At 62.3% G+C, this 21,659-nt stretch carries 15 protein-coding genes and 1 tRNA gene; 13 read left to right on the top strand and 3 right to left on the bottom strand.

Features of this window, described 5'->3' with window-relative positions; translation table 11 throughout:
• The first annotated feature begins 1 nt into the window (after window position 1).
• From QBK88_RS24495 to QBK88_RS24470, 6 genes are read left to right on the top strand one after another with little or no spacing between them, the layout of a single operon-like run.
• Window positions 2–4,387, top strand: a complete 4,386-nt coding sequence (locus QBK88_RS24495) for an RHS repeat-associated core domain-containing protein (RefSeq protein ID WP_277964043.1) — start codon at window positions 2–4, stop codon at window positions 4,385–4,387.
• A 7-nt stretch (window positions 4,388–4,394) separates the two neighbouring features.
• A complete protein-coding gene (locus QBK88_RS24490) occupies window positions 4,395–4,934 on the top strand; it encodes an imm11 family protein (RefSeq protein WP_277964042.1) in 540 nt (179 codons plus the stop codon).
• Between the two features lie 24 nt (window positions 4,935–4,958).
• Window positions 4,959–6,194, top strand: a complete 1,236-nt coding sequence (locus tag QBK88_RS24485) for a sel1 repeat family protein (protein WP_277964041.1) — start codon at window positions 4,959–4,961, stop codon at window positions 6,192–6,194.
• Window positions 6,149–7,351, top strand: coding sequence for a DUF3142 domain-containing protein (locus tag QBK88_RS24480; protein ID WP_277964040.1), 1,203 nt, complete (start codon window positions 6,149–6,151; stop codon window positions 7,349–7,351). The genes QBK88_RS24485 and QBK88_RS24480 overlap by 46 nt, the downstream gene beginning before the upstream one ends.
• Window positions 7,338–9,725 carry a hypothetical protein gene (locus tag QBK88_RS24475; protein ID WP_277964039.1) on the top strand — a complete coding sequence of 796 codons (2,388 nt, stop codon included), beginning with the start codon at window positions 7,338–7,340 and terminating at the stop codon, window positions 9,723–9,725. Before QBK88_RS24480 ends, QBK88_RS24475 begins: the two co-directional genes overlap by 14 nt.
• Before the next feature lies 1 nt (window position 9,726).
• Window positions 9,727–10,080 (top strand): hypothetical protein, encoded by a 354-nt coding sequence (locus QBK88_RS24470; protein ID WP_277964038.1) that lies wholly within the window; start codon window positions 9,727–9,729, stop codon window positions 10,078–10,080.
• A gap of 184 nt (window positions 10,081–10,264) precedes the next feature.
• Here QBK88_RS24470 and QBK88_RS24465 read toward each other — a convergent pair.
• Window positions 10,265–10,341, bottom strand: a tRNA-Arg gene (locus QBK88_RS24465).
• Window positions 10,342–10,691: 350 nt separating this feature from the next.
• Here QBK88_RS24465 and gabD point away from each other — a divergent pair.
• The 3 genes from gabD (at window position 10,692) to QBK88_RS24450 (ending at window position 14,957) form a co-directional block, all read left to right on the top strand.
• Complete coding sequence (gene gabD / locus QBK88_RS24460; protein WP_158154145.1) at window positions 10,692–12,134, top strand: NADP-dependent succinate-semialdehyde dehydrogenase; 1,443 nt, start codon at window positions 10,692–10,694, stop codon at window positions 12,132–12,134.
• 180 nt (window positions 12,135–12,314) lie between these two features.
• Complete coding sequence (gene gabT, locus QBK88_RS24455; protein WP_277964037.1) at window positions 12,315–13,595, top strand: 4-aminobutyrate--2-oxoglutarate transaminase; 1,281 nt, start codon at window positions 12,315–12,317, stop codon at window positions 13,593–13,595.
• A gap of 153 nt (window positions 13,596–13,748) precedes the next feature.
• A complete protein-coding gene (locus tag QBK88_RS24450; RefSeq protein WP_277964036.1) occupies window positions 13,749–14,957 on the top strand; it encodes a response regulator in 1,209 nt (402 codons plus the stop codon).
• 24 nt (window positions 14,958–14,981) lie between these two features.
• Here QBK88_RS24450 and QBK88_RS24445 read toward each other — a convergent pair whose 3' ends face one another.
• Both QBK88_RS24445 and desA read right to left on the bottom strand, forming a co-directional pair.
• Complete coding sequence (locus tag QBK88_RS24445) at window positions 14,982–15,971, bottom strand: GGDEF domain-containing protein (RefSeq protein WP_268151248.1); 990 nt, start codon at window positions 15,969–15,971, stop codon at window positions 14,982–14,984.
• Window positions 15,972–16,121: 150 nt separating this feature from the next.
• Entirely contained in the window at window positions 16,122–17,306 is a 1,185-nt protein-coding gene (gene desA, locus QBK88_RS24440) for a delta-9 fatty acid desaturase DesA (protein WP_277964035.1), read from the bottom strand.
• 148 nt (window positions 17,307–17,454) lie between these two features.
• Between desA and dibA the strand changes: the two genes are divergently transcribed.
• The 4 genes from dibA (at window position 17,455) to cysT (ending at window position 21,654) form a co-directional block, all read left to right on the top strand.
• Entirely contained in the window at window positions 17,455–19,356 is a 1,902-nt protein-coding gene (gene dibA, locus QBK88_RS24435) for a phosphodiesterase DibA (RefSeq protein WP_277964034.1), read from the top strand.
• Window positions 19,357–19,476: 120 nt separating this feature from the next.
• The gene (oscA, locus tag QBK88_RS24430) at window positions 19,477–19,659 is read left to right on the top strand and encodes a sulfur starvation response protein OscA (protein ID WP_007941032.1); all 183 of its coding nucleotides are present in this window, start codon (window positions 19,477–19,479) and stop codon (window positions 19,657–19,659) included.
• A gap of 63 nt (window positions 19,660–19,722) precedes the next feature.
• Window positions 19,723–20,736, top strand: a complete 1,014-nt coding sequence (locus QBK88_RS24425) for a sulfate ABC transporter substrate-binding protein (RefSeq protein ID WP_277964033.1) — start codon at window positions 19,723–19,725, stop codon at window positions 20,734–20,736.
• A 99-nt stretch (window positions 20,737–20,835) separates the two neighbouring features.
• Window positions 20,836–21,654 (top strand): sulfate ABC transporter permease subunit CysT, encoded by an 819-nt coding sequence (gene cysT / locus QBK88_RS24420; protein ID WP_277964032.1) that lies wholly within the window; start codon window positions 20,836–20,838, stop codon window positions 21,652–21,654.
• Window positions 21,655–21,659 lie beyond the last annotated feature (5 nt).

Below are 21,659 nucleotides of genomic sequence, written 5' to 3'. Positions count from 1 at the left end.
CATGTCTGACGCCTTGTGGGCCGCTCGCCAGGGCGACGCCCTGATGCATTCGTCGATGATGGCGGACATCCTCGGTGGGGTGCTGGAGGTGGCGGCCTACGCAGCCATCGGTGCGTTGGCGACGGCTGCGGTCGTGGCCGCCACCGGTATCACAGTTGCCACCGGCGGCCTGGGTGCCTGCGTGTTCGGCGCGGTCATGGGCGTGGCCGTGGGCATGGGCATGAGCGCCACGGGGCTGGACAAGGGGCTGACGACTGTCTGCGATGGCATTGCCAATGCCCTGTTTCCGCCAGTGGTTGCGGCCAACATCCTCACCGGCTCCGGCAATGTCTTCATCAATGGCCAGCCTGCTGCCCGCGCCGCCGGGAAACTGGGCACCCCGGCGCAGGCCGCTGGTACCGATATCGCCCAGCCCGAGCCCGAGGAAGGCAGCTTCCTGGACATGGCCAAGGGCTTTTTCTCACAACTGTGGCAGCCCACGGTTGCCATGGCTTCGCCCCTGGCCGTGCCCTGTCCGGACGACATGGTCATCTGCACCAAACACCCACCCGGTGCGCCGCAGTTCCTCGCCGAAGGTTCGAGCAAGGTCAGCATCAATGGGCAGCCGGCGGTGCGCAGTGGCGATCGCAGCACCTGCGAAGCCACGGTCGTCAGCAGCGGCCTGATTTCGTCCAACGTGCGCATCGGTGGTGGGGCGGTAGTGGTGCGCGACATCCGCAGCGGCAAAACGCCCGGCGTCGGCCTGGCGATCAGCGTGTTGCTTGCATTGCGCGGCGGCAAGGGCAAGTTCTTCAGCCGCCTGCCGTGCATGGCCCTGGGGATGGTGCGCGGGTTTGTCGTCGATCAGGCCATCGGCGCGGCGGCCAACGCCATCATCGGCTCGCCCCATCCGGTGCATGCGGCCACGGGCGCCAAAGTGCTCACCGGCGATGACGATACCGATTTCGTCTTGCCCGGCATCATGCCGTTGGCATGGCGACGGTTCTACAGCAGTGCCGACTTGCGCCAGGACGGCCTGTTTGGCGCAGGCTGGAGCGTCGAGTTCGAGGTGCAAGTCGAAGTGCTGGCGCACCCCGAGGGTGGCGATCAGTTGGTCTACACCGATGAGCAGGGCCGGCGCATCGAGATGGGCTCGATCTCCCTTGGCAGCGCGGTGTTCAGCGCGGGCGAGGGCCTGAGCGTACGCCGGCATATAAACGGCCAATTGCTGATCGAAAGCGTGGATGGCCTGTATCGTTTGTTCGAGCCCGTCAGCCCTTCCTTACTGCGACTTTCGCAACTGGGCGACCGTAACGACAACCGCCTGTACCTGACCTACGACGACCTTGGCCGATTGGCGCGTATCCACGATGATCGTGAAGTGGTGCAGGCCGAGGTGCTCTACGACGCGCAGTGGCCGCGCCGCGTGGCGGCCGTGGATCGCGTCTGGCCAGACCACAGCCGCGAGCGTTTGGCATCGTACCGTTACGATCACGCTGGCGACCTGGCCGCAGTCATCGATGCCGAGAACCGTCAGGTACGCCACTTCACCTACGATGGCGGCCGGCGCATGGTCGAGCACCAGCTGCCCACCGGCTTGCGCAGCTTCTACGAATGGGCGTATTTCGCCGACGGCGACTGGCGTGTGACGCGCAGCTGGACCGATGACGGTGAGCACTACCAGTTCGACTACGACCTGGACCTGGGCCTGACCGTCATCACCGATGGGCTGGGCCGCCGCAGCACACGGCAGTGGAACCCGCAGTTCCAGATCATTCGTTCCACGGACAACCTCGGGCAGGCATGGCACTTCGACTGGAACGACGAACGCCAACTGCTGGGCGCCGTCGACCCCAAGGGCGGGCAGTGGACCTTCGCCTATGACGAATCCGGCAACCTTGCCGTTTCCACCGATGCCCTGGGCCAAACCCAGAGCACCGCGTGGCTGGACATCTGGTCGTTGCCGCTGGCCGAAACGGACGCTGCGGGCAACAGCTGGCGCTACCGTTACGACCCACGCGGCAACCTGATCGAAGAAATCGACCCCTTGGGCCATGCCACCTGCTACCGCCATGATGGTCATGGGCAGGTGGTGGAAATCATCGATGCAACCGGCAAGTCCAAGAAGCTACGCTGGAACGATGCCGGGCAGATCGTCCAGCACGTGGACTGCTCGGGCTACCCCACGGAGTTTTCCTACGATAGGCGTGGGCATCTGGAAGCCGTCACCGACGCCTTGGGCGAAAGCTCCCTGTACCACCACGATGCCTTGGGTCGCCTCATCCGCAGCGAATTGCCTGACGGGCGCAGCGAACAATTTCTGCGTGATGCCAGCGGCCAGTTGCTCGCCTACACCGACCCTGCAGGCCACACCACCCGTTACCAGCGAGACAGCCGAGGTCAGGTACGCCAGCGCCTTGATCCCCTCAATCGCCGGGTGCAATTCAGCTACGACGCTTATGGCCGCCTGCAGGCGCTGACCAATGAAAACGGCGAGAGCTACCGCTTCACCTGGGACGCTGGTGACCGCTTGATCGAACAGCAGGACCTGGACGGCAGCGCCCGGCGCTACGGCTACGATGCGATGAACAGCGTGATTGCCGTGCAATACCGCCCGGCGCCCCATGGCACCGGCTTGGCTGTGGTAGAGGATGGCGCACCGATCCTGCATTGGCTGGAGCGCGACGCCATCGGCCAGTTGCGAGCCAAGCTGACCGACGATGGCCGTACTGCCTACACCTACGATCCTGTCGGCCAGCTCACCGAGATTGGTTTCACTGGCTGGGACGGCAGCGAACAGACTTTGAGCTTCGCCTACGATGCCCTCGGCCAATTACTGCAAGACACCAGTGCCGCTGGCACCTTGCAGCACCACTACGACGAACTCGGCAACCTGATCCAGACCCAATTGCCGGACGGCCGCTGGCTGAACCGTCTGTACTACGGCAGCGGCCACCTGCACCAACTCAACCTCGACGGCCGCGTGATCAGCGACTTCGAGCGCGACCGGCTGCACCGCGAAGTACTGCGCACCCAAGGCCAACTCAATACCCGCAGCGACTACGACCGCAGCGGCCGTTTGCTCAGCCGCAAACGCCGGGTAAGCAGCTTGCCGGCCGTGCTGCCGGCACCGGTACAGAAGCGATACGAATATGACCCCAGCGACAACCTGATCGGCCGCTTCGATCAGCAAAACGATGAGCGCCGCCAGGACCTGCTGCACTACGACGCCACCGGCCGAATCATGGCCGCCCAATCCGGCGCCCGCACCGAAACCTTCGCCTACGACGCGGCCGCCAACCTGCTCGACGGCCCGGGCGTGGGCGCAGGACTGGTGGTGCACAACAAACTGCTGACCTATCAGGACAAACGCTACCGCTACGATGGCTTTGGCCGGCTGATCGAGAAGCGCAAGGGCAGCCATGTGGTGCAGCGGTTCAGCTATGACGCTGAGCATCGCATCAAAGAGATTCGGACCCAGGATGGGCACCGCGAGACAGTGCTGCGCATGACGTACGACCCGTTGGGTCGGCGGATTGGCAAAAGCGAGCATGACGCCAAGGGCTTTCCGCTGGGCGAGACGCGGTTTGATTGGGATGGATTGCGGCTGCTGCAGGAGCATCGCCAAGGCCACAGCAGCCTCTATCTCTACTCCAGCGAAGGCAGCTACGACCCGCTGGCGCGGGTCGACGGCATTGGGCCTGAGGCGCGGATTCGCTATTACCACAACGACCTGAACGGGCTGCCTGAACAACTGACCGAAACGGACGGCCATACCGTGTGGCGGGCCAAGTATCAGGTGTGGGGCAACACGGTCGAGGAGGTGCGGGAGCCGTACTACATTGAAGAGCAGAACCTGCGGTTTCAGGGGCAGTACCTGGACCGGGAGACGGGGCTGCACTACAACACGTTTCGGTTTTATGATCCGGATGTGGGGCGGTTTGTTTCGCCGGATCCGATTGGGTTGGTGGGAGGGGAGAACTTATATCAGTACGCCAACAATCCTGTAACTTGGGTTGATCCCGCTGGGCTGTGCTCTATTAAGTTAGGCAATAAGATGGTGGAAAGTGGTGTTTCTAGGCCGCGGAATACCGCTGCGCACCATTTGGTAGGTGATACTTCAAAGATGGCGGATCCAGCCAGGAGGATATTGAGGAATCATGGTATTGATGTCGATGGTGCGGAGAATGGTGTGTTTCTTCCGAATCGACACAATATGGATAGTAGTGTGCCGGGTATATTGCATAACGGAAGGCACCCCAATTCTTATGTGACCGCTGTCAATGATATTATCATTGCCGCAGATAGGGCCGGGGGCAAACAAGCTGTGTTGAAAGCACTCGCCGGTATCCGAGAACAGCTGCTCTCCAGCGGCAGAAATGCGAAATGGTCCGACCTGTTTAATTGAGGTTTTGATGAGAAAATTTTACGTGCTGGTGCAGGATGACAAGTTTAAATCGCTTTTGGATTCTCCGAGCTCTCTTGGACTTTATGAATTCTCTGTCGCCCTTGCGTATGGTGAGGCTACTGTAGATGAGGAGGCCGGGGTCTACGATCTGGTTTACAATACCGAGCACAAGAGAGGGAAATCTGCATCTGATGTTTTTACGTATTTTCGTCCTGTTATTGTTTTTTCTCGGAAGGTCTATGATGGGTTGGATTACTTGAAGAAGTTTCCACAGGTACGTATAAATAGTCCGGTAAAAAGTCATGTTGCAATATTCATTGATACTTCGTTGGTAGGGATTTTTGATAGGCAGCGCTCTAAGTATGATGAGTGGCCTGATGGTTATGTTGTCTATGATTTGGTGTTGCGCGATATGGATGATGTTACTTGTGATATATTCAGGGTGGCGGAGTCGCCAAAGGTGGTAGTGGTCTCGCAAAAATTTAAGGATGATGTGGAGTCGATGAATGTCAAAGGGTTTTCATTTCGAGAGTTGAAAGTTTCTTAATGTATTTGATCCGGAATGCGAGGCATGATTTTTTCTAGGGTTGTAAAGCGCTGGTGTGTGCTGTGTTTCGTATGGCTGATGCTTTTGCTGCCAAGCTTTGGGTATGCCGATCAGCCAGTTAGTCAGTGTCCCTCTAACGATTTTAATCAATTCTTAACCGCCTTCTCCACCAACACAACCCTCCAATCCAACTACCACCAACACTACATCCGCAAACTCACCCTACTCAAATCCCCCTCCGGCCCCCTGCTTCCCTACCAGCCGCTGGTGGACTCCCGCGCCCTGCATTACCCCCTGATGCCTGCCGCCGAGCCATCCGTGACGTCAGTCGTCATCAGCCCGGACGGCAACTCAGCCACCTACACCGACAAACGGGGCGGGCTGGGCAACATCAAGATCTACACGTTCCAGCACAGCAACACCTGCTGGCTGCTGTCAGGCATTGAAGACTGGTCCGTCCGCGATGCCCAACTAACCCTGCCCGACAGACCAGGCATGTCCCCTGTCGAGCAGCGTTGTGCGGGCAGAGCAGACTTGTACGGTCAATTGGGCGGCCCGGAACGTTATCCACTGACGGCCGAGTTTTTTCAGGCGTCCATGGATTACCTTGTCTGCGCAGCCGCATCCGGGGACCCGGAGTCAAGTTATGGTGCCGCAGGCCTCGGGCTTTCGGGCATGGCGGCGTATCCGGGCTATGCCGAGACGGAGCGGCTTTTCAAGGCGGCGGCCAAGACCATCCCGGATGCGACATTGGCGTTGGCCACTTTCTACTGCGATGGGGGCGATACGCCGCGTGAAGGTGCATGCGTTGCGCCGCAGAAAGCCCAGGGTGTGCTGGAAGCGGCGGCAATGTCCGGAAGCGCGAGAGGGCTTCACGATTTAGCCGAGGCACTCGGGGCGGGCGACCTGATTGCGAAGAACCCGCCACGCGCTTTGGCGTGCTACCGGGCGGCGATGAAGGCAGGAGATACCGCCGCGCAAGCCTCCATTGACCGGCTGCTGTCCAGCGGCGTGAAGAACGATGCATCGGTACCCTGCCTGGCAGCGAACCCGCAGCCGCTGCCGAAGGCTGCGCTGGCCCTGTGCCTCACTGCATATCTCCAGCGCACATGGGGGCCAGCGCAGCCTGTCGGCAGCGGCTACAGGGCTGACCGTGCACACGGCCCATGGGGTAAACTCCCCACCCCGCGACACGGAATTCGCCTCTCCCCATCATGCCCCTATCCCTCGTCCGCCTTGCCCTGGCCACGCTGCTGCTGACCATCGCCCAAGGCTGCTCACGCCCACCCGTGGTGCTGCCCAACGACGCCTATATCTGGCAACGCCAGTGGACGCCCGCGCTGGTAGCCGCCGTGCAGTCCAACAGCGACATCATCAGCCACTGGCGCGTGCTGGCCGCGCAGGCCGATGCCAACGGGCAGTGGCAAACCACGGCGCCGGACTGGGCTGCACTGAAGGCCAGCGGCAAACCGATCATCGCCGTCATACGCATCGACGGCCAGCTCGCCAAGTTCGATGAGAAGGTCCTGCTGCAACAAGTCGAGGGTACCCTGCAGACATGGCGCGCCAGCGGCGTCCCGTTGGCCGGGATAGAAATCGACCATGACTGCGCCACCGCCCGGCTCCCAGCCTACGCTCACTGGCTGGCCAGCCTGCGCGCCACGCTGCACGGCAACGAACATCTGTCGATCACCGCCTTGCCCACCTGGCTCAACAGCGCTGCGCTAGACAGCCTGCTGGGCCAGGTTGACGAAGCCGTGCTGCAAGTCCACGCCGTACAGAACCCCCGGGTAGGGCTGTTCGACCCCAAGGCCGCCCGCACCTGGCTCGACGCATTCGCCGCCCATATGCACAACCCCTGGCGCGTCGCGCTGCCTGCCTATGGCAGCCGTGTGGCCTGGGACCGCGACGGTCGCGTGGTCAGCATCGAAAGCGAGCGCTCGATGCTGGTCACCGGGATGGAATCCCACGAACTGATGGCCGACCCGCAAAACCTTCAGGATTTCACCCGCCAGCTGTCAGCCGATCCGCCCAAAGGGTTGGCGGGCATTGTCTGGTTTCGCCTGCCCACCGAGCAGGACACCCGCGCCTGGAGCCCGTCGACGTGGCGCGCGGTATTGACGAACTCGCCCATCGATCCGGTCATCTCCGCGCAATTGCGTGGCACCGGTGACGCGCAGTTGTTCGACCTGGTGCTCACCAATACCGGCGTAGGTGATGGCTTGCCCCCTGCCGCCGTCAAGGTGTCCGGGCGCTGCGCGGCGGCAGACGGTATCAATGGTTATTTCATGGAGCGCACGGCCGATGGCTTGTTGTTCCAGGCGCGCGAACCCGGGCTGCTTCGGCCTGGCAAGCAGCGCCCCATCGGTTGGCTTCGTTGTGAACAAGGAAAGGAATCGCTGCATGTGGAATCGTAAAAAACTGGCGACGGTCATCGCCGTCGCCCTGTCGACCGGCACCGTGGCGGTGATGGCCTGCGGGCCGTTCTTTCCGCTGCAGGTGCTGGATGATCGTGCGCAGGCATTGGCGTCGCCGCCCGGCAATTCGTTCGCCTTCGAGGCAACGCATTGGATTACACCTGCGGACGCGCTCAAGGCCTATGAGCGCGACAACAACCCTTATGGCGAACCAGTGACCCCCGACAAGCCTGATCAGGCTTCGCTGCCCGCGGCCCAATGGACTGCCCTGCAAGCCATGCGTCAAGCCGACAGCGACGCCGCGGCTTATGCCTTGGGCAGCGCGCTGCCGCCTGCCTTGCGGCTGTACACCACCGGTGCGGTGGATCTGAAGGCGGCGCAACGCTGTACGACAGAGGCGCAAGGGTGCGTGGATGAATCCCAGGCCCTGGCCGCCCAGCGTTTCCAGGCGGTGCTGGACCTGCCTGCCGAACAGGGCGCGGCCCGTTCGGTTTGGGCGGCGTACGCATTGGGCCGGTTGCATGCCGAGCGTGGCGAGCAAAGTGCCGCAGCGCAGGCCTTCAACCAGGCTCGCACCCTGGCACTGGCCGGGGCTTCCGACCCTTGGGGCCTGGCCGTCAGCAGTTACGGTGAAGAAGCCCGCCTGTACCTGGTAAATGGCCAGCAACGCTGCGACTACACCGACTTTACCAATGGCACTGAGTGCCCCAACGGCATCACCCCCGCCAACCTGCAGCGTGCCATTGCGCTGTATGCCGAGCAGGCCGCGCGTGGCTCGGACATCGGCCTGCAGTCGTTACGCATCCTCGCCGAGTGGCTGCTCAGCGACGGCGATACTGCCGCGTCGGTGATCGATGATCCGCTGAGCCAACGGCTGCTGGTGGCCTACGCCATCGGGCGAGCCAGTGATGTGCTGGGTGAAAACGCCGACACCCCCGCCGACTACACCAGCAATGCTGTGCTGAAGACGCTGGTCGAGGCGATCCGCAAAAAAGAGATACAGCACGTGCAAGGCGCCGACCGCCTGGCCGCGCTGGCGTACCGCGTGGGTGACTACAGCATGGCCCAGGCCCTGGTCGACAAGCAGTCCAGCGCCTTGGCCGGTTGGGTACGGGCCAAGCTGGCCCTGCGCCAGGGCAATACACCCGCCGCCGCGCAGGCCTACGCGCAGGCGTCCCAGTCGTTCCCCACGCTGGATAACAGCGTCGAGCCGGTGGTGGGTGCGCAGATCAAGGGCGAGCAGGGCGTGCTGACCCTGTCGCGTGGCGACTACGTGCAGGCGCTGGATCAGTTCTACGTGGCGGCGCAGATCGCGGCCGGTGGCAGCGAGTACAGCGGCGGTGATTACTACGGCGACATGGCCTACGTGGCCGAGCGCGTGCTGACGGTCGACGAGCTCAAGGCTTACGTCGATCAGCATGTGCCCGCTTCCGCTGTTCCGGCAACGCCTGCCGGTTTCAAGGATTTCAGCCCGCAGGAATTTTCTGCGTGGAGTACGCAGAACGCCTACCCTCGCTTTACCCAGGGTGACCGCTTGCGTTCACTGTTGGCTCGCCGCCTGGTGCGGGAAGGGCGTATACAGCAAGCGCTGCCTTACTTCCCCGAGGACAGCGACCCGCGCAACGTGGACACCAGCTATGACCAGACAACCGAAAAGCCTTACCTGGTGACCGCTACCGCTCGTGGCTGGGCCAAGGCCTACGGCGCCGCGCTGGACGATGCCCAGCACGCCTGGCGCGACACCACCCGCGCCCGCGCCTGGTATGCGGCCGCCACGCTGGCGCGGCAGCACGGCATGGAGATCATGGGCTACGAACAGGCCCCGGACTTCGCTGAATTCGGCGGCGCATACACCTATGGCGCCGGCCGCTACAGCTATCCTCGCAACGGCGCCGACGGCAAGCCGCTGCCACGCGATACCGCCGAGCAGCGCGCCGTCTCCGACTTGCCAGGCCCGCTGGTCACCGACGGTGAGCGTCAGCGCTATGCCGCCACCGAGCCGCAGCCACAGCGTTTCCACTATCGCTACGTGGCCGTGGAGCATGCCCTGAAAGCGGCGGACAACGTGCCTGAACGCTCTCAGGCGTTTGCGGCGGTGCTGTGCCAGGCCACGCACTTCGTGCAGAACGATCAGGAGCGGGCGGAGAAGGTGTACCTGCGTTACGTCAAAGAGGGCGCAGCCGTGGCCTTCGCCGAGGATTTCGGCCATCAGTGCGTGGAGCCGGACTTCGATGCGGCCGCGCGCTTCCCGTACGTGCACGCCTGGCGGGATGCGCGGTCGTGGGCGCATCCGTATCGCTACGCGGTGATTGCCGTGCTGGTGCTTGGTTGTGCAGGGCTGATTGCCTGGCGAGTTCGGCGCAGGAAGGTCTGATATGCCGCTGGTGCTAAACCTGGCCTGCCACAGCGGTGCGATGGTGGCCTACGTGCTGCTGTGGACATACAGCTTCAGCCTGTATCGGCACTGGGGTGGCGTGATCACACGGGGCATCGACATAGGCATGGCATCGCAGCTGATTTTCCATGTGCTGGTGGCGATCAACCTGGTGGTCGCTGTGCTGCCGTCCAGGCGAGTGAAGTACGCGTTGGCCGTGTTGGCGGGGGCGCTGATCCTGGCTTACCTGCTACCGGACTACCCCTTGCGCGCACCGCTTTTCGCTGTGCTTGCAACAGGCACCACCAGCCTTGCCGTGTGGTGTTCGGGATTCAAATCATTGCGTAGGCAGTAGTTACCGCACGCATTGTGGGACCGGGCGAAGCTCGGGAAGAGGCCCGGCGGGTAACCGAGTTGTTCGCTTCCCGAGCTTCGCCCGGTCCCACAAACGGCCCGACCACACCGCCGATGCCCAGATGGCCGCAGCGGCTAAAACGCAAAAAGCCCCGAGGCGCAAACCTCGGGGCTTTTCTTTTATATGGCGCACTTGGCGGGATTCGAACCCACGACCCCTGCCTTCGGAGGGCAGTACTCTATCCAGCTGAGCTACAAGTGCAACGCGGGCGCCATCATACCCATCTAGGCGGTGGTCGTCTATTGCGGTGATGTGTGGACGATTCCGCACAGTTTGCGGTCCAACCGCTACGCCAGTCAGAAAACCCTGCCGTTGGGGGTAATTTTGTTCTTTTTTCCGAACAGGCTATTGTCCTTTACCCCCATTGCTCCTAGGATTCGTTTGAGATTTCAAACGCTCCCCAGTCCGGTGCTGCGCTCGCACGGGTAATATCCTGTGCGCATTTGGTGTTTTGCCCGGCGTATGATTTCCTGACGGCAGTTCCACACGGAACGCCTTTCCAATAATCAACAATCGCCCCGTGCGCGCACGGTGCTGTTAAGGAAGCCGACATGCAGCTTAAAGACGCTCAGTTGTTCCGCCAGAAAGCCTACCTCAACGGTGTATGGGCTGACGCGGACAACGGCCAGACCATCAAGGTCACCAACCCGGCCACGGGTGAAACCCTGGGTACCGTGCCAAAGATGGGCGCCGCTGAAACCCGCCGTGCCATCGAAGCCGCCGACAAGGCCCTGCCAGCCTGGCGCGCCCTGACCGCCAAAGAGCGTTCGGGCAAGCTGCGCCGCTGGTTCGAGCTGATGATCGAGAACCAGGACGACCTGGCCCGCCTGATGACCCTGGAGCAGGGCAAGCCATTGGCCGAAGCCAAGGGCGAAATCGCCTACGCTGCTTCCTTCATCGAGTGGTTCGCTGAAGAAGCCAAGCGCGTGTACGGCGACACCATCCCGGGCCACCAGCCGGACAAGCGCCTGATCGTGATCAAGCAGCCAATCGGCGTGACCGCGGCCATTACCCCGTGGAACTTCCCGGCGGCGATGATCACCCGTAAAGCCGGCCCGGCCCTGGCCGCTGGCTGCACCATGGTGCTCAAGCCTGCTTCGCAGACCCCGTACTCCGCCCTGGCCCTGGCCGAACTGGCCGAGCGCGCCGGCATCCCGCAAGGCGTTTTCAGCGTGGTTACCGGTAGCGCCGGCGACATCGGCAGCGAGCTGACCGGCAACCCGATCGTGCGCAAACTGTCCTTCACGGGTTCCACCGAGATCGGCCGTCAGCTGATGTCCGAATGCGCCAAGGACATCAAGAAAGTGTCCCTGGAGCTGGGTGGCAACGCTCCCTTCATCGTGTTCGATGACGCTGACCTGGACAAGGCTGTCGAAGGCGCGATCATCTCCAAGTACCGCAACAACGGCCAGACCTGCGTCTGCGCCAACCGCATCTACGTGCAGGACGGCGTCTACGACGCCTTCGCCGAGAAGCTCAAAGCCGCGGTGAACAAGCTGAAGATCGGCAACGGTCTGGAAGAGGGCACCACCACCGGCCCGCTGATCGACGAAAAGGCCGTGGCCAAGGTCAAGGAACACATCGCCGATGCCCTGAGCAAAGGCGCTACCGTGCTGACCGGCGGCAACGCGATGGAAGGCAACTTCTTCGAGCCGACCGTACTGGTCAACGTGCCGAAGAACGCTGCCGTGGCCAAGGAAGAAACCTTCGGCCCACTGGCGCCGCTGTTCCGCTTCACCGATGAAGCCGAAGTGATCGCCATGTCCAACGACACCGAGTTCGGCCTGGCGTCGTACTTCTACGCCCGCGACCTGAGCCGGGTGTTCCGCGTGGCTGAAGCGCTGGAGTACGGCATGGTGGGTATCAACACCGGCCTGATCTCCAACGAAGTGGCGCCGTTCGGTGGCATCAAGGCGTCGGGCCTGGGCCGTGAAGGCTCCAAGTACGGCATCGAAGACTACCTGGAAATCAAATACCTCTGCCTGTCCATCTGACCGGGCAGCGGTATTGCAACCGCCGCAGCGCGAGAGCGACGTTGCGGCGGTCTTTTGTAGCACCAAAACCCTTTCGGTAGCCGGGAGGCCGTGGCAGTCGATCATCGTATGCTGCCACCGTTGACCCCTGCTGCTTTGTCCTTGAACCACGCCGCCCGATGAGCGGCGAATGAGGAAAACATGAGCAAGACTAACGAATCCTTGATGCAACGCCGCCAGGCAGCCGTCCCACGTGGCGTTGGTCAAATTCACCCGATCTTCGCCGACTCGGCGAAGAACGCTACCGTTACCGACGTCGAAGGTCGCGAGTTCATCGACTTCGCCGGCGGTATCGCGGTACTGAACACTGGCCACGTGCACCCGAAGGTCATCGCCGCCGTCGAAGCTCAATTGCACAAGCTGACTCACACCTGCTTCCAGGTGCTGGCCTACGAGCCATACGTTGAAGTGTGCGAGAAAATCAACGCTCGTGTACCAGGCGACTTCGACAAGAAAACCCTGCTGGTCACCACCGGTTCCGAAGCCGTTGAAAACGCCGTGAAGATCGCCCGTGCCGCCACTGGCCGTGCCGGCGTGATCGCCTTCACTGGCGCCTACCACGGCCGCACCATGATGACCCTGGGCCTGACCGGCAAGGTCGTTCCGTACTCGGCCGGCATGGGCCTGATGCCAGGCGGCGTGTTCCGCGCCCTGTACCCGAACGAACTGCACGGCGTGAGCATCGACGATTCCATCGCCAGCATCGAGCGCGTGTTCAAGAACGATGCCGAGCCGCGTGACATCGCTGCCATCATCATCGAGCCGGTTCAGGGTGAAGGCGGTTTCTACGTCGCGCCAAAAGAATTCATGAAGCGCCTGCGCGCCCTGTGCGACCAGCACGGCATTCTGCTGATCGCTGACGAAGTGCAGACGGGCGCCGGCCGTACCGGTACCTTCTTCGCCATGGAACAGATGGGCGTCGCGCCGGACCTGACCACCTTCGCCAAATCCATCGCTGGCGGTTTCCCGCTGGCCGGTGTGTGCGGCAAGGCCGAGTACATGGACGCCATCGCTCCAGGTGGCCTGGGCGGCACCTACGCCGGTAGCCCGATCGCCTGCGCCGCGGCCCTGGCCGTGATGGAAGTGTTCGAGGAAGAGCACCTGCTGGACCGCAGCAAGGCCGTGGGCGAGCGCCTGGTGGCTGGCCTGCGCGAGATCCAGGCCAAGCACCCGATCATCGGTGACGTGCGTGCCCTGGGCGCCATGATCGCGGTTGAAGTGTTCGAAGGCGCCGACAACCACAAGCCGAACGCCGCTGCCGTGGCTTCGGTGGTTGCCAAGGCTCGCGACAAGGGCCTGATCCTGCTGTCGTGCGGTACCTACGGCAACGTGCTGCGCATCCTGGTTCCGCTGACCTCGCCGGACGAGCAGCTGGACAAGGGCCTGGCCATCATCGAAGCGTGCTTCGCCGAACTGGCGTAAGCGTTTTCGCTGAACAAAAAACCCGCCTCGGCGGGTTTTTTTGTCTGGGGGGCTGCGGCAGAGTGTGATGCAGGGCATATTTTTTTGCCTGAACCAAGGCGCTGCCCGTAATGTCTGGATAACCTGTAGGCAATGCCTTCGGAGTAACAGCCAATGAGTGCGCAGGATAGCCCGGCAGTACCCCGGGTATTGATTGCCGAAGCAGACCCCTGGACCCGGGACCTGCTGACGCAAATGTTGTTGAGTGTGCGCTGTGACGCGCACCTCGACGTCTGTACCGATGGCCAGGACGCTTTGCAATTGCTGCAGCGCCAGCCTGACCTGGTGATTGCCGCCCGCGAATTGCCCGGCGTCGATGGCCTGGACCTGCTGCGCACTGTGCGGCACAAGAGCCAGCGCCGGGCTACGCCCTTCATTCTGATCAGCGAGCGCAGTGACGCGGCCAGCGTGCGCGAAGCAGTGCCGTTGACCCCCACCGCCTACCTGACCAAGCCATTGAACCTGGAATCGCTCAAGGAGCGCCTGCACGGCCTGTTGCTGGCAGTGGGGCAGCAAGTGTTCTGCGAAGTTCCAGCGTTGACCGCCGGTGTGCAGCTTGAGGCTTTTCTCGAGGAGCGCCGCCAGTATTCCGATGGCGGCCCGCTGATGGCCGACGTGCAGGTGGCGGTCAAGCGCGCCTTGAACGCTCAAGGCCTGAACTTGCGCCAGCTGGAAGAAGAGATTCGAACCGACCCGCAGATCACCGCGGTACTGATCGCGGCCGCCAACAGCGCCGCCCATCATCGTGATGCCCCGGCGCAGACGCTGCTGCAGGCCTTGCAGAAGCTGGGTGCTACCCAGAGCATGAACCTGATCCTGGGGCTGGCGCTCAAGCGCAGCGCGCGGTTGTCGGACCCGGAGCTGGCCCAGTACGCCGAACGGTTCTGGAGCGACTCCCTGCATGCGGCCGAATACGCCCGCACCCTGGCGCGCAACCTGGACGTGGACCAGGAGCGCTGTTACTGCGCAGGCCTGCTGCATTGCCTGGGCGACCTGGCGTTGCTGCGTGCCCTGCAGGAATGGCGGCTGGCTGGCGGTGTGCTGGTGCCGGGGCAGGTGGACAAGGCCTTGAAGGAGTTCGGCGCGGCGTTTGGGTCGGCCCTGCGTACTCGCTGGCGCTTGCCGCTGGAGCTGCGCGAGTTGATCGCGGCCATTTATCAGCTTGGGGGCGGTGTCTACAGCCGAGATACGCTGGCCATGAACCTGGCGGGGCAGTTGGCGCGGTTGCCGGCGGGGGCGAGTCTGGAGCCGATTGCCAATGGCAAGACGGCACGGCTATTGAAGATGGATTTGGCGGACCTCACGCGCCTGCGGCGCAGTTGAGTCGATGGTTTTGGTTTTCGGATATCAGCCAAGCACGATCTGGTTCTTGCCCTGGCGCTTGGCCTGATACATGGCCGCGTCGGCGCGGGCGAACAGGCTGTCGAGGATCCCGTCCTCGTCGGTGCGCCCCGTCAGGCCCTGGCTGACGGTCACGCCGTACACCTGCCCGTCATGGTTGAAGCTCAAGCGCTGAATCTCGCGCTGCAGGCGCTCGGCGATCTGTTGAGCCACCTCGGGGGAGCACCCCGGGAAGACCGCGGCGAATTCTTCACCGCCGATACGGCCGAACAGGTCACCCCGGCGCAACACCGCGCGGCCGGTCTCGGCAATGCGCTGCAGCACCACGTCACCTTCCTGGTGGCCATAGGTGTCATTGATCACTTTGAAGTCATCGATGTCCAGCAACAGGAATGAGATATCCAGGCCCGCGAGGCGTGCCTGCTCGAACTCCCGATGGGCGCATTCGAAAAAGTGGCGACGGTTGCTGCTCTGGGTCAGTACGTCGATGGTCGCAAGGCGTTGCAGTTCGCCTTCCAGGTGCTTCTTTTCAGTAATGTCCTCGGCGATGCCGACCACGATCACCCGCTGGTCCGGGCTGCTTTGCTGGCTGACAAAGCACTTGTCGCTGAGCCAGCGGATCTGGCCGTCGGCCCTGATGATGCGATATTCGCGGTCTTCCACCGCTCCTTTTTCCAGTACCTCGGCAAGGCTGCGCTCGGCGTAATCCAGGTCATCGGGGTAAATGCTGTCGCGCCACTCGTTGTAGTCGGCCAGCAACAGCCCGGCCGAGCGCCCGAAAATGCGCTCGTAGGCGGGGCTTACGTAGATCATGCGCTGGGCTTCCCAGTCAAAAGCCCACAACACTGCGTTGACGCTGACCAGCAACGAACTGAACAGCTGTTCACGTTCACTCAACCGCGCCACTTCACCCTGGGCATGCATCAGCGCCAGCAGCGTTTCGGCGGCGGCCGGCATCTGGGCAAAAGGTGGCGATTGCGGTTGCTTGTTGACCATCATCACGAATTCTCGAATGTCACGTTAGGCCGGGCATGAGCAGCTGGGTGCGTCAGGCCCGCCCGCGTTGGCGATCCATTCGTGAGATTAATATTTTGTAATGAAGTTCCAGTCGGCACGCCCTTCGCAAGGGCGCGCCGATGGACGGCGTCAGGCCAGGGCGGGGCGCAGCGAGTAGGTCTTGAGTTGGGCGGCGAAGTCGCGCAGTGACTGGATACCGCTGGCTTCGGCCTCGTGAATCCAGTCCTTCATGGCCGCCAGCATGTCGTGGCCGTTGGAGCTGGTACGCGCCCAGATCTGCTGCAGCGCCAGGCGCTTCTCGTAGATCACCTTCAGGGCCTGGCTGTGTTCGAGCATGGTCTGGATGCGCACATGATGGCGGTCGTCCAGCAGGCTGGTCTCCCGCGACAGCAAACGCTTGGCGCGGCGGAACTGGTGGCGCACGGAGGCATCGACCCGCGCCAGCTCCTGGGTAACCAGGGGCGCGATCACCAGCTTGCGGTACTGAGCCATGATCTGGAAGCGGTTGTTGAGGATGGCCATGGCGGTATCCATGTCCAGGTGGCCCTTGCCCTCTACACGGTGAGCAATGGGAGCTACCCGCTGCACCTTGGCCAGGCGCATGAACGAGAGGATGCGAATCCACATCCAGCCCATGTCGAATTCCCACTTGCGCACCGACAGCTTGGCCGAGTTGGGGTAGGTGTGGTGATTGTTGTGCAGTTCTTCGCCGCCAATGATGATGCCCCAGGGCACCAGGTTGGTGGCCGCGTCACGGCATTCGAAATTGCGGTAGCCCACGGCATGGCCCAGGCCGTTGACCACGCCGGCCGCCCAGAAGGGGATCCACATCATCTGGATGGCCCACACGGTGAGGCCGATGGCGCCGAAGCAGGCCAGGTCGATGGCCAGCATCAGGAAAACGCCGGCCAGGCGGTGGCGCGAGTACAGGTTGCGCTCGATCCAGTCTTCGGGGCAGTTCTTGCCATAGATGCGCAGCGTCTCAGCGTTCTGCGCTTCGGCACGGTACAGCTCGGCTCCGCGGCTGAGCACGGTTCCCAGGCCCTTGACCACCGGGCTGTGCGGGTCGTCCGCGGTTTCGCATTTGGCGTGGTGCTTGCGGTGGATGGCGGTCCACTCGCGGGTGTTCTGTGCCGTGGTCAGCCACAGCCAGAAACGGAAAAAGTGCTTGAGCCCGGCATTCAGTTCCAGCGAGCGGTGGGACGAGTAGCGATGGAGGTAGATGGTGACGCTGACGATCGTCACATGGGTCATCAACAGGGTGACTGCCACCATTTGCCAGGCTGACAGGTCAAGAAAACCGTTGTACCACATAGGCTGCAGGGCCCTCGTTTAATAAAAAGTAACATCAGAGTGCATTATCGGCATGCTGGCCGATAAAACCAGCGCGGGTTTTAGATAAGAGTCGCTGAATGTTTCTGCTTTATAATGTCCGACTTTTCGAGTGGGCTTGTTCGAACATATGCCTGGTTCCTCTCGCGGCGCCTTGCGGGCCGCCTTGCTTTACCTGCTGGCCTCGCTCCTCTGGCTAGTGCCGGTTGGTCAAATATTGAGCAGCCTTTTCGATGATTCGGCTCAGGCCATGCGCTGGCAGCTGATCAATGGTTACGCCTGGGTATTGGCCACAGCCGTGCTCATCTTCCTGTCCCGTGCCCGACTGCTGCGCTGCTTCGGCCTGGGCGACCAGGGACGTATCGAGCGCGAGCGGCTGCGCATGGCGGCGGCCGTGTTCGACAGCACCCTGGAAGGTGTTCTGGTGACTAACCGCCTGGGCAACATCGTGCACGTCAACCGGGCGTTCATGGACATCACCGGTTACCACGAGGATGAAGTGCTGGGCCACAACCCCAGCAAGTTCAAGTCGGGCCGCCATGACGTGGCGTTCTACCGGCAGATTTTCCACAGCCTCGATCAGGACGGGCGCTGGAGCGGCGAGATCTGGAACCGGCGCAAGAGTGGTGAGATCTACCCGCAGTGGCAGACCATCCGCGCCATTCAAAACGATGCTGGCCACGTCAGCCACTACGTGGCGGTGTTCTCGGATATCAGCGCGCTCAAACGCTCCGAGCGCGAGCGTGCCCATTTGATCCAGCATGACCCGCTCACCGAGCTGCCCAACCGCCTGCTGTTCCACGACCGCGCCGAGCAGGCCCTGGCCGCGGCCCAGGCCAACAAGCGTGGCTGTGCCCTGTTGCTGCTGGACCTTGACCATTTCCAGAGCATCAACGACAGCCTCGGCCATGCGGTAGGCGATCAGTTGATCAAGGCGGTGGTCACGCGCCTGCAAGGCCTGATGAAAAACGGCATGACCCTGGCGCGCATGGGCGGCGACGAGTTTGCCGTGTTGCTGGAGGATACGCCCCAGGTGGCTGACGCGGCCACCCTGGCTCAGGCGATCATCGACAGCCTCAAGCAGCCATTCCTGGTCGACGGCCATACCCTGTTCATCAGCGCCAGCATCGGCATCAGCCTGTTTCCCAGTGACGCCATCGGCCCCGAACAGTTGCTGCGCAACGCTGACTCGGCGTTGTTCAAGGCCAAGGGTAACGGCCGCGGTGGTTATGCGCTGTACACCGAAGAGCTCACCGCCCACGCCCAGCAACGGGTGGAAATGACCGCCGAGCTGCGTCGCGCGCTGGCCCAGGAGGAATTGCGGGTTTATTACCAGCCAGTACACGACCTGGCCAGCCGTCAGTTGGTCGGTGTGGAAGCACTGGTGCGCTGGATGCACCCGGAGCGTGGCCTCGTGCCCCCCGGTGATTTCATCCCTGTTGCAGAGCGCAGTGGCCTGATCGCTGAAATCGATGCCTGGGTGATGACCCGTGCCTGCCAGCAAATGTGTGCCTGGCAGGCTCAAGGGCACTCGTTGGACTTCATCGCGGTGAACGTTTCCAGCCGCCTGTTCGGCCATCAGGACCTGTATCAGCAAGTGGCGCGGATTCTGGCCGACACCGGCCTGAACCCGGCGCGTCTGGAGCTGGAAGTGACGGAGAGCGCGGTGATGGAGGACCCGGAAGCAGCCCTGGAGCAGATGCATCGCTTGCGCGAACTGGGCCTGCGCCTGTCCATCGACGACTTTGGTACCGGCTATTCGTCATTGCTGCGCCTCAAGCGGTTGCCGGTGCAGAAGCTCAAGATCGACCAGGGATTCGTTGCCGGCCTGCCGCTGGACGAGGACGACGCCGCCATCGTCCGGGTGATCATCGCCCTGGCGCGCAGCATGGGCATGCAGGTGCATGCCGAGGGCATCGAGCAGCCTGAGCAGGCGCAGTTCCTGTTGCAACATCAATGTGAGCTGGGCCAGGGCTACTGGTTCGGCCGCCCCATGCCTGCCGCCGAGCTTGCCTGGTCCCAGCCTCGTTAGGTGCACGTCTTGATAGGGTGGTTTTCTGGTTATATGGGCATTCTTAAATAGTATTTTTAAGTATAACCCGGCGTATCTACTATAGCGTTCAAGACACCTCTCACACTAAGGAGCATGATCATGAGCGCATCTCTGCGTAGCGTCGACGGCCAGGACGAAGCAACCATTCTGCGCGAAATCCAGAGCGCGCTACGTGACCTGCGCTTTGGCGCAGTGGAAATCACTGTGCACAACGCCCAAGTGGTGCAGATTGAACGCAAGGAAAAATTCCGCCTGCAGAACCCGGGCAACAAGCCCAGCTGAGCCACCGCGCCAGCCATAAGAAAAGCCAACAGAAAAACTACAAAGTCATCCAGGAGCTTCACCATGTCTATCCGTCACTATGCGTTGGCGGCGCTCGCCAGTGCGCTGTTCGCAGGCTCTGCGGTCGCCAAGGACTACGAGCTGCTTAACGTTTCCTACGACCCTACGCGCGAGCTGTATCAGGATTACAACGCCGAGTTCGTGAACTTCTGGAAGAAGTCCCACCCTGACGACAAAGTCGACATCAAGCAGTCCCACGGTGGCTCGGGCAAGCAGGGCCGTGCCGTGATCGACGGCCTGCGCGCCGACGTGGTGACCCTGGCCCTGGCCGGCGACATCGACGAAATCGCCAAGTTGGGCAAGACATTGCCGGAAAACTGGCAGACCAAACTGCCGGACGCCAGCACCCCTTACACCTCGACCATCGTGTTCCTGGTGCGCAAGGGCAACCCCAAGGGCATCCATGACTGGGACGACCTGATCAAGGATGGCGTGTCGGTCATTACCCCGAACCCGAAAACCTCTGGCGGCGCACGCTGGAACTTCCTGGCGGCCTGGGCCTACGGCCTGAAAGCCAATGGCGGTGACGAAGCCAAGGCCAAGCAGTACATCCAGACCCTCTTCAAGCACGTGCCGGTACTGGACACCGGTGCCCGCGGCTCGACCATTACCTTCGTCAACAACGGCCAGGGTGACGTGCTGCTGGCCTGGGAAAACGAAGCCTACCTGGCACTGAAGGAGGACGGCGGCAAGGACAAGTTCGATATCGTTGTGCCGTCGGTGTCTATCCTGGCTGAACCGCCGGTGGCCGTGGTCGAGAAAAACGCCGAGAAGAAGGGCAACGCGGAAATCGCCGAGGCCTACCTCAAGCACCTGTACAGCAAGGAAGGCCAGGAAATCGCCGCCAAGAACTTCTACCGGCCACGGGACAAGGACGTAGCGGCGCAATACGCCAAGCAGTTCCAGGAAGTGAAGAGCCTGGCGACCATCGACAAGGACTTCGGCGGCTGGAAAACCGCACAGCCCAAATTCTTCAACGATGGCGGCGTGTTCGACCAAATATACCAGGCACAGTAAAAGCAGCTGCAAGCTGCAAGTGATGAGCTGCAAGGGGTCTGCTTCCAGCCTGGAGCATGCCGCTTGCAGCTTGATGCTGCTTCCAAACCAAGGACTCATATGTCGCGTCGTATCTCCCCCGTCATACCCGGCTTCGGGCTGACGCTGGGCTACACCGTCGTGTACCTCAGCCTGATTGTGCTCATCCCGCTGGCCGTCATGTTTGTCCACGCCGCCCAGCTGACGTTCGAACAGTTCTGGGCCATCATCAGTTCCCCGCGTACCCTGGCCGCGCTCAGGCTCAGCTTTGGTACCGCCCTGTGCGCGGCCATCATCAACGGCATCATCGGTACCCTGCTGGCCTGGGTGCTGGTGCGCTATACCTTCCCAGGGCGCAAGATCATCGATGCCATGATCGACCTGCCGTTCGCGCTGCCCACGGCGGTGGCCGGCATTGCCCTGACCGCGCTGTACACCCCCAACGGCCTGGTCGGGCAGTTCGCCGAGAGCCTGGGCTTCAAGATCGCCTATACCCCACTGGGCATCACCCTGGCGCTGACCTTCGTGACCCTGCCATTCGTGGTGCGCACGGTGCAGCCGGTGTTGGCCGATATCCCGCGTGAAGTGGAAGAAGCCGCCGCCTGCCTGGGGGCCAAGCCGCTGCAGGTGTTTCGCCATATTCTGGCGCCGGCGCTGTTGCCCGCCTGGCTGACCGGCTTCGCCCTGGCGTTCGCCCGTGGGGTGGGTGAGTACGGCTCGGTGATTTTCATCGCCGGCAACATGCCGATGAAGACCGAGATCCTGCCACTGCTGATCATGGTCAAGCTCGACCAGTACGACTACACCGGCGCCACCGCCATCGGCGTGATGATGCTGGTGGTTTCCTTCATTCTGTTGCTGCTGATCAACTTGCTGCAGCGGCGCATCGAAACCCCTTGAAGGAG

The organism is Pseudomonas sp. RIT-To-2 (genome assembly GCF_029623465.1).
GTDB lineage: Bacteria > Pseudomonadota > Gammaproteobacteria > Pseudomonadales > Pseudomonadaceae > Aquipseudomonas > Aquipseudomonas silvicola.
The sequence above is the reverse complement of the archived record's forward strand: the minus strand, read 5'-3'. Positions and strand labels throughout refer to the sequence as shown.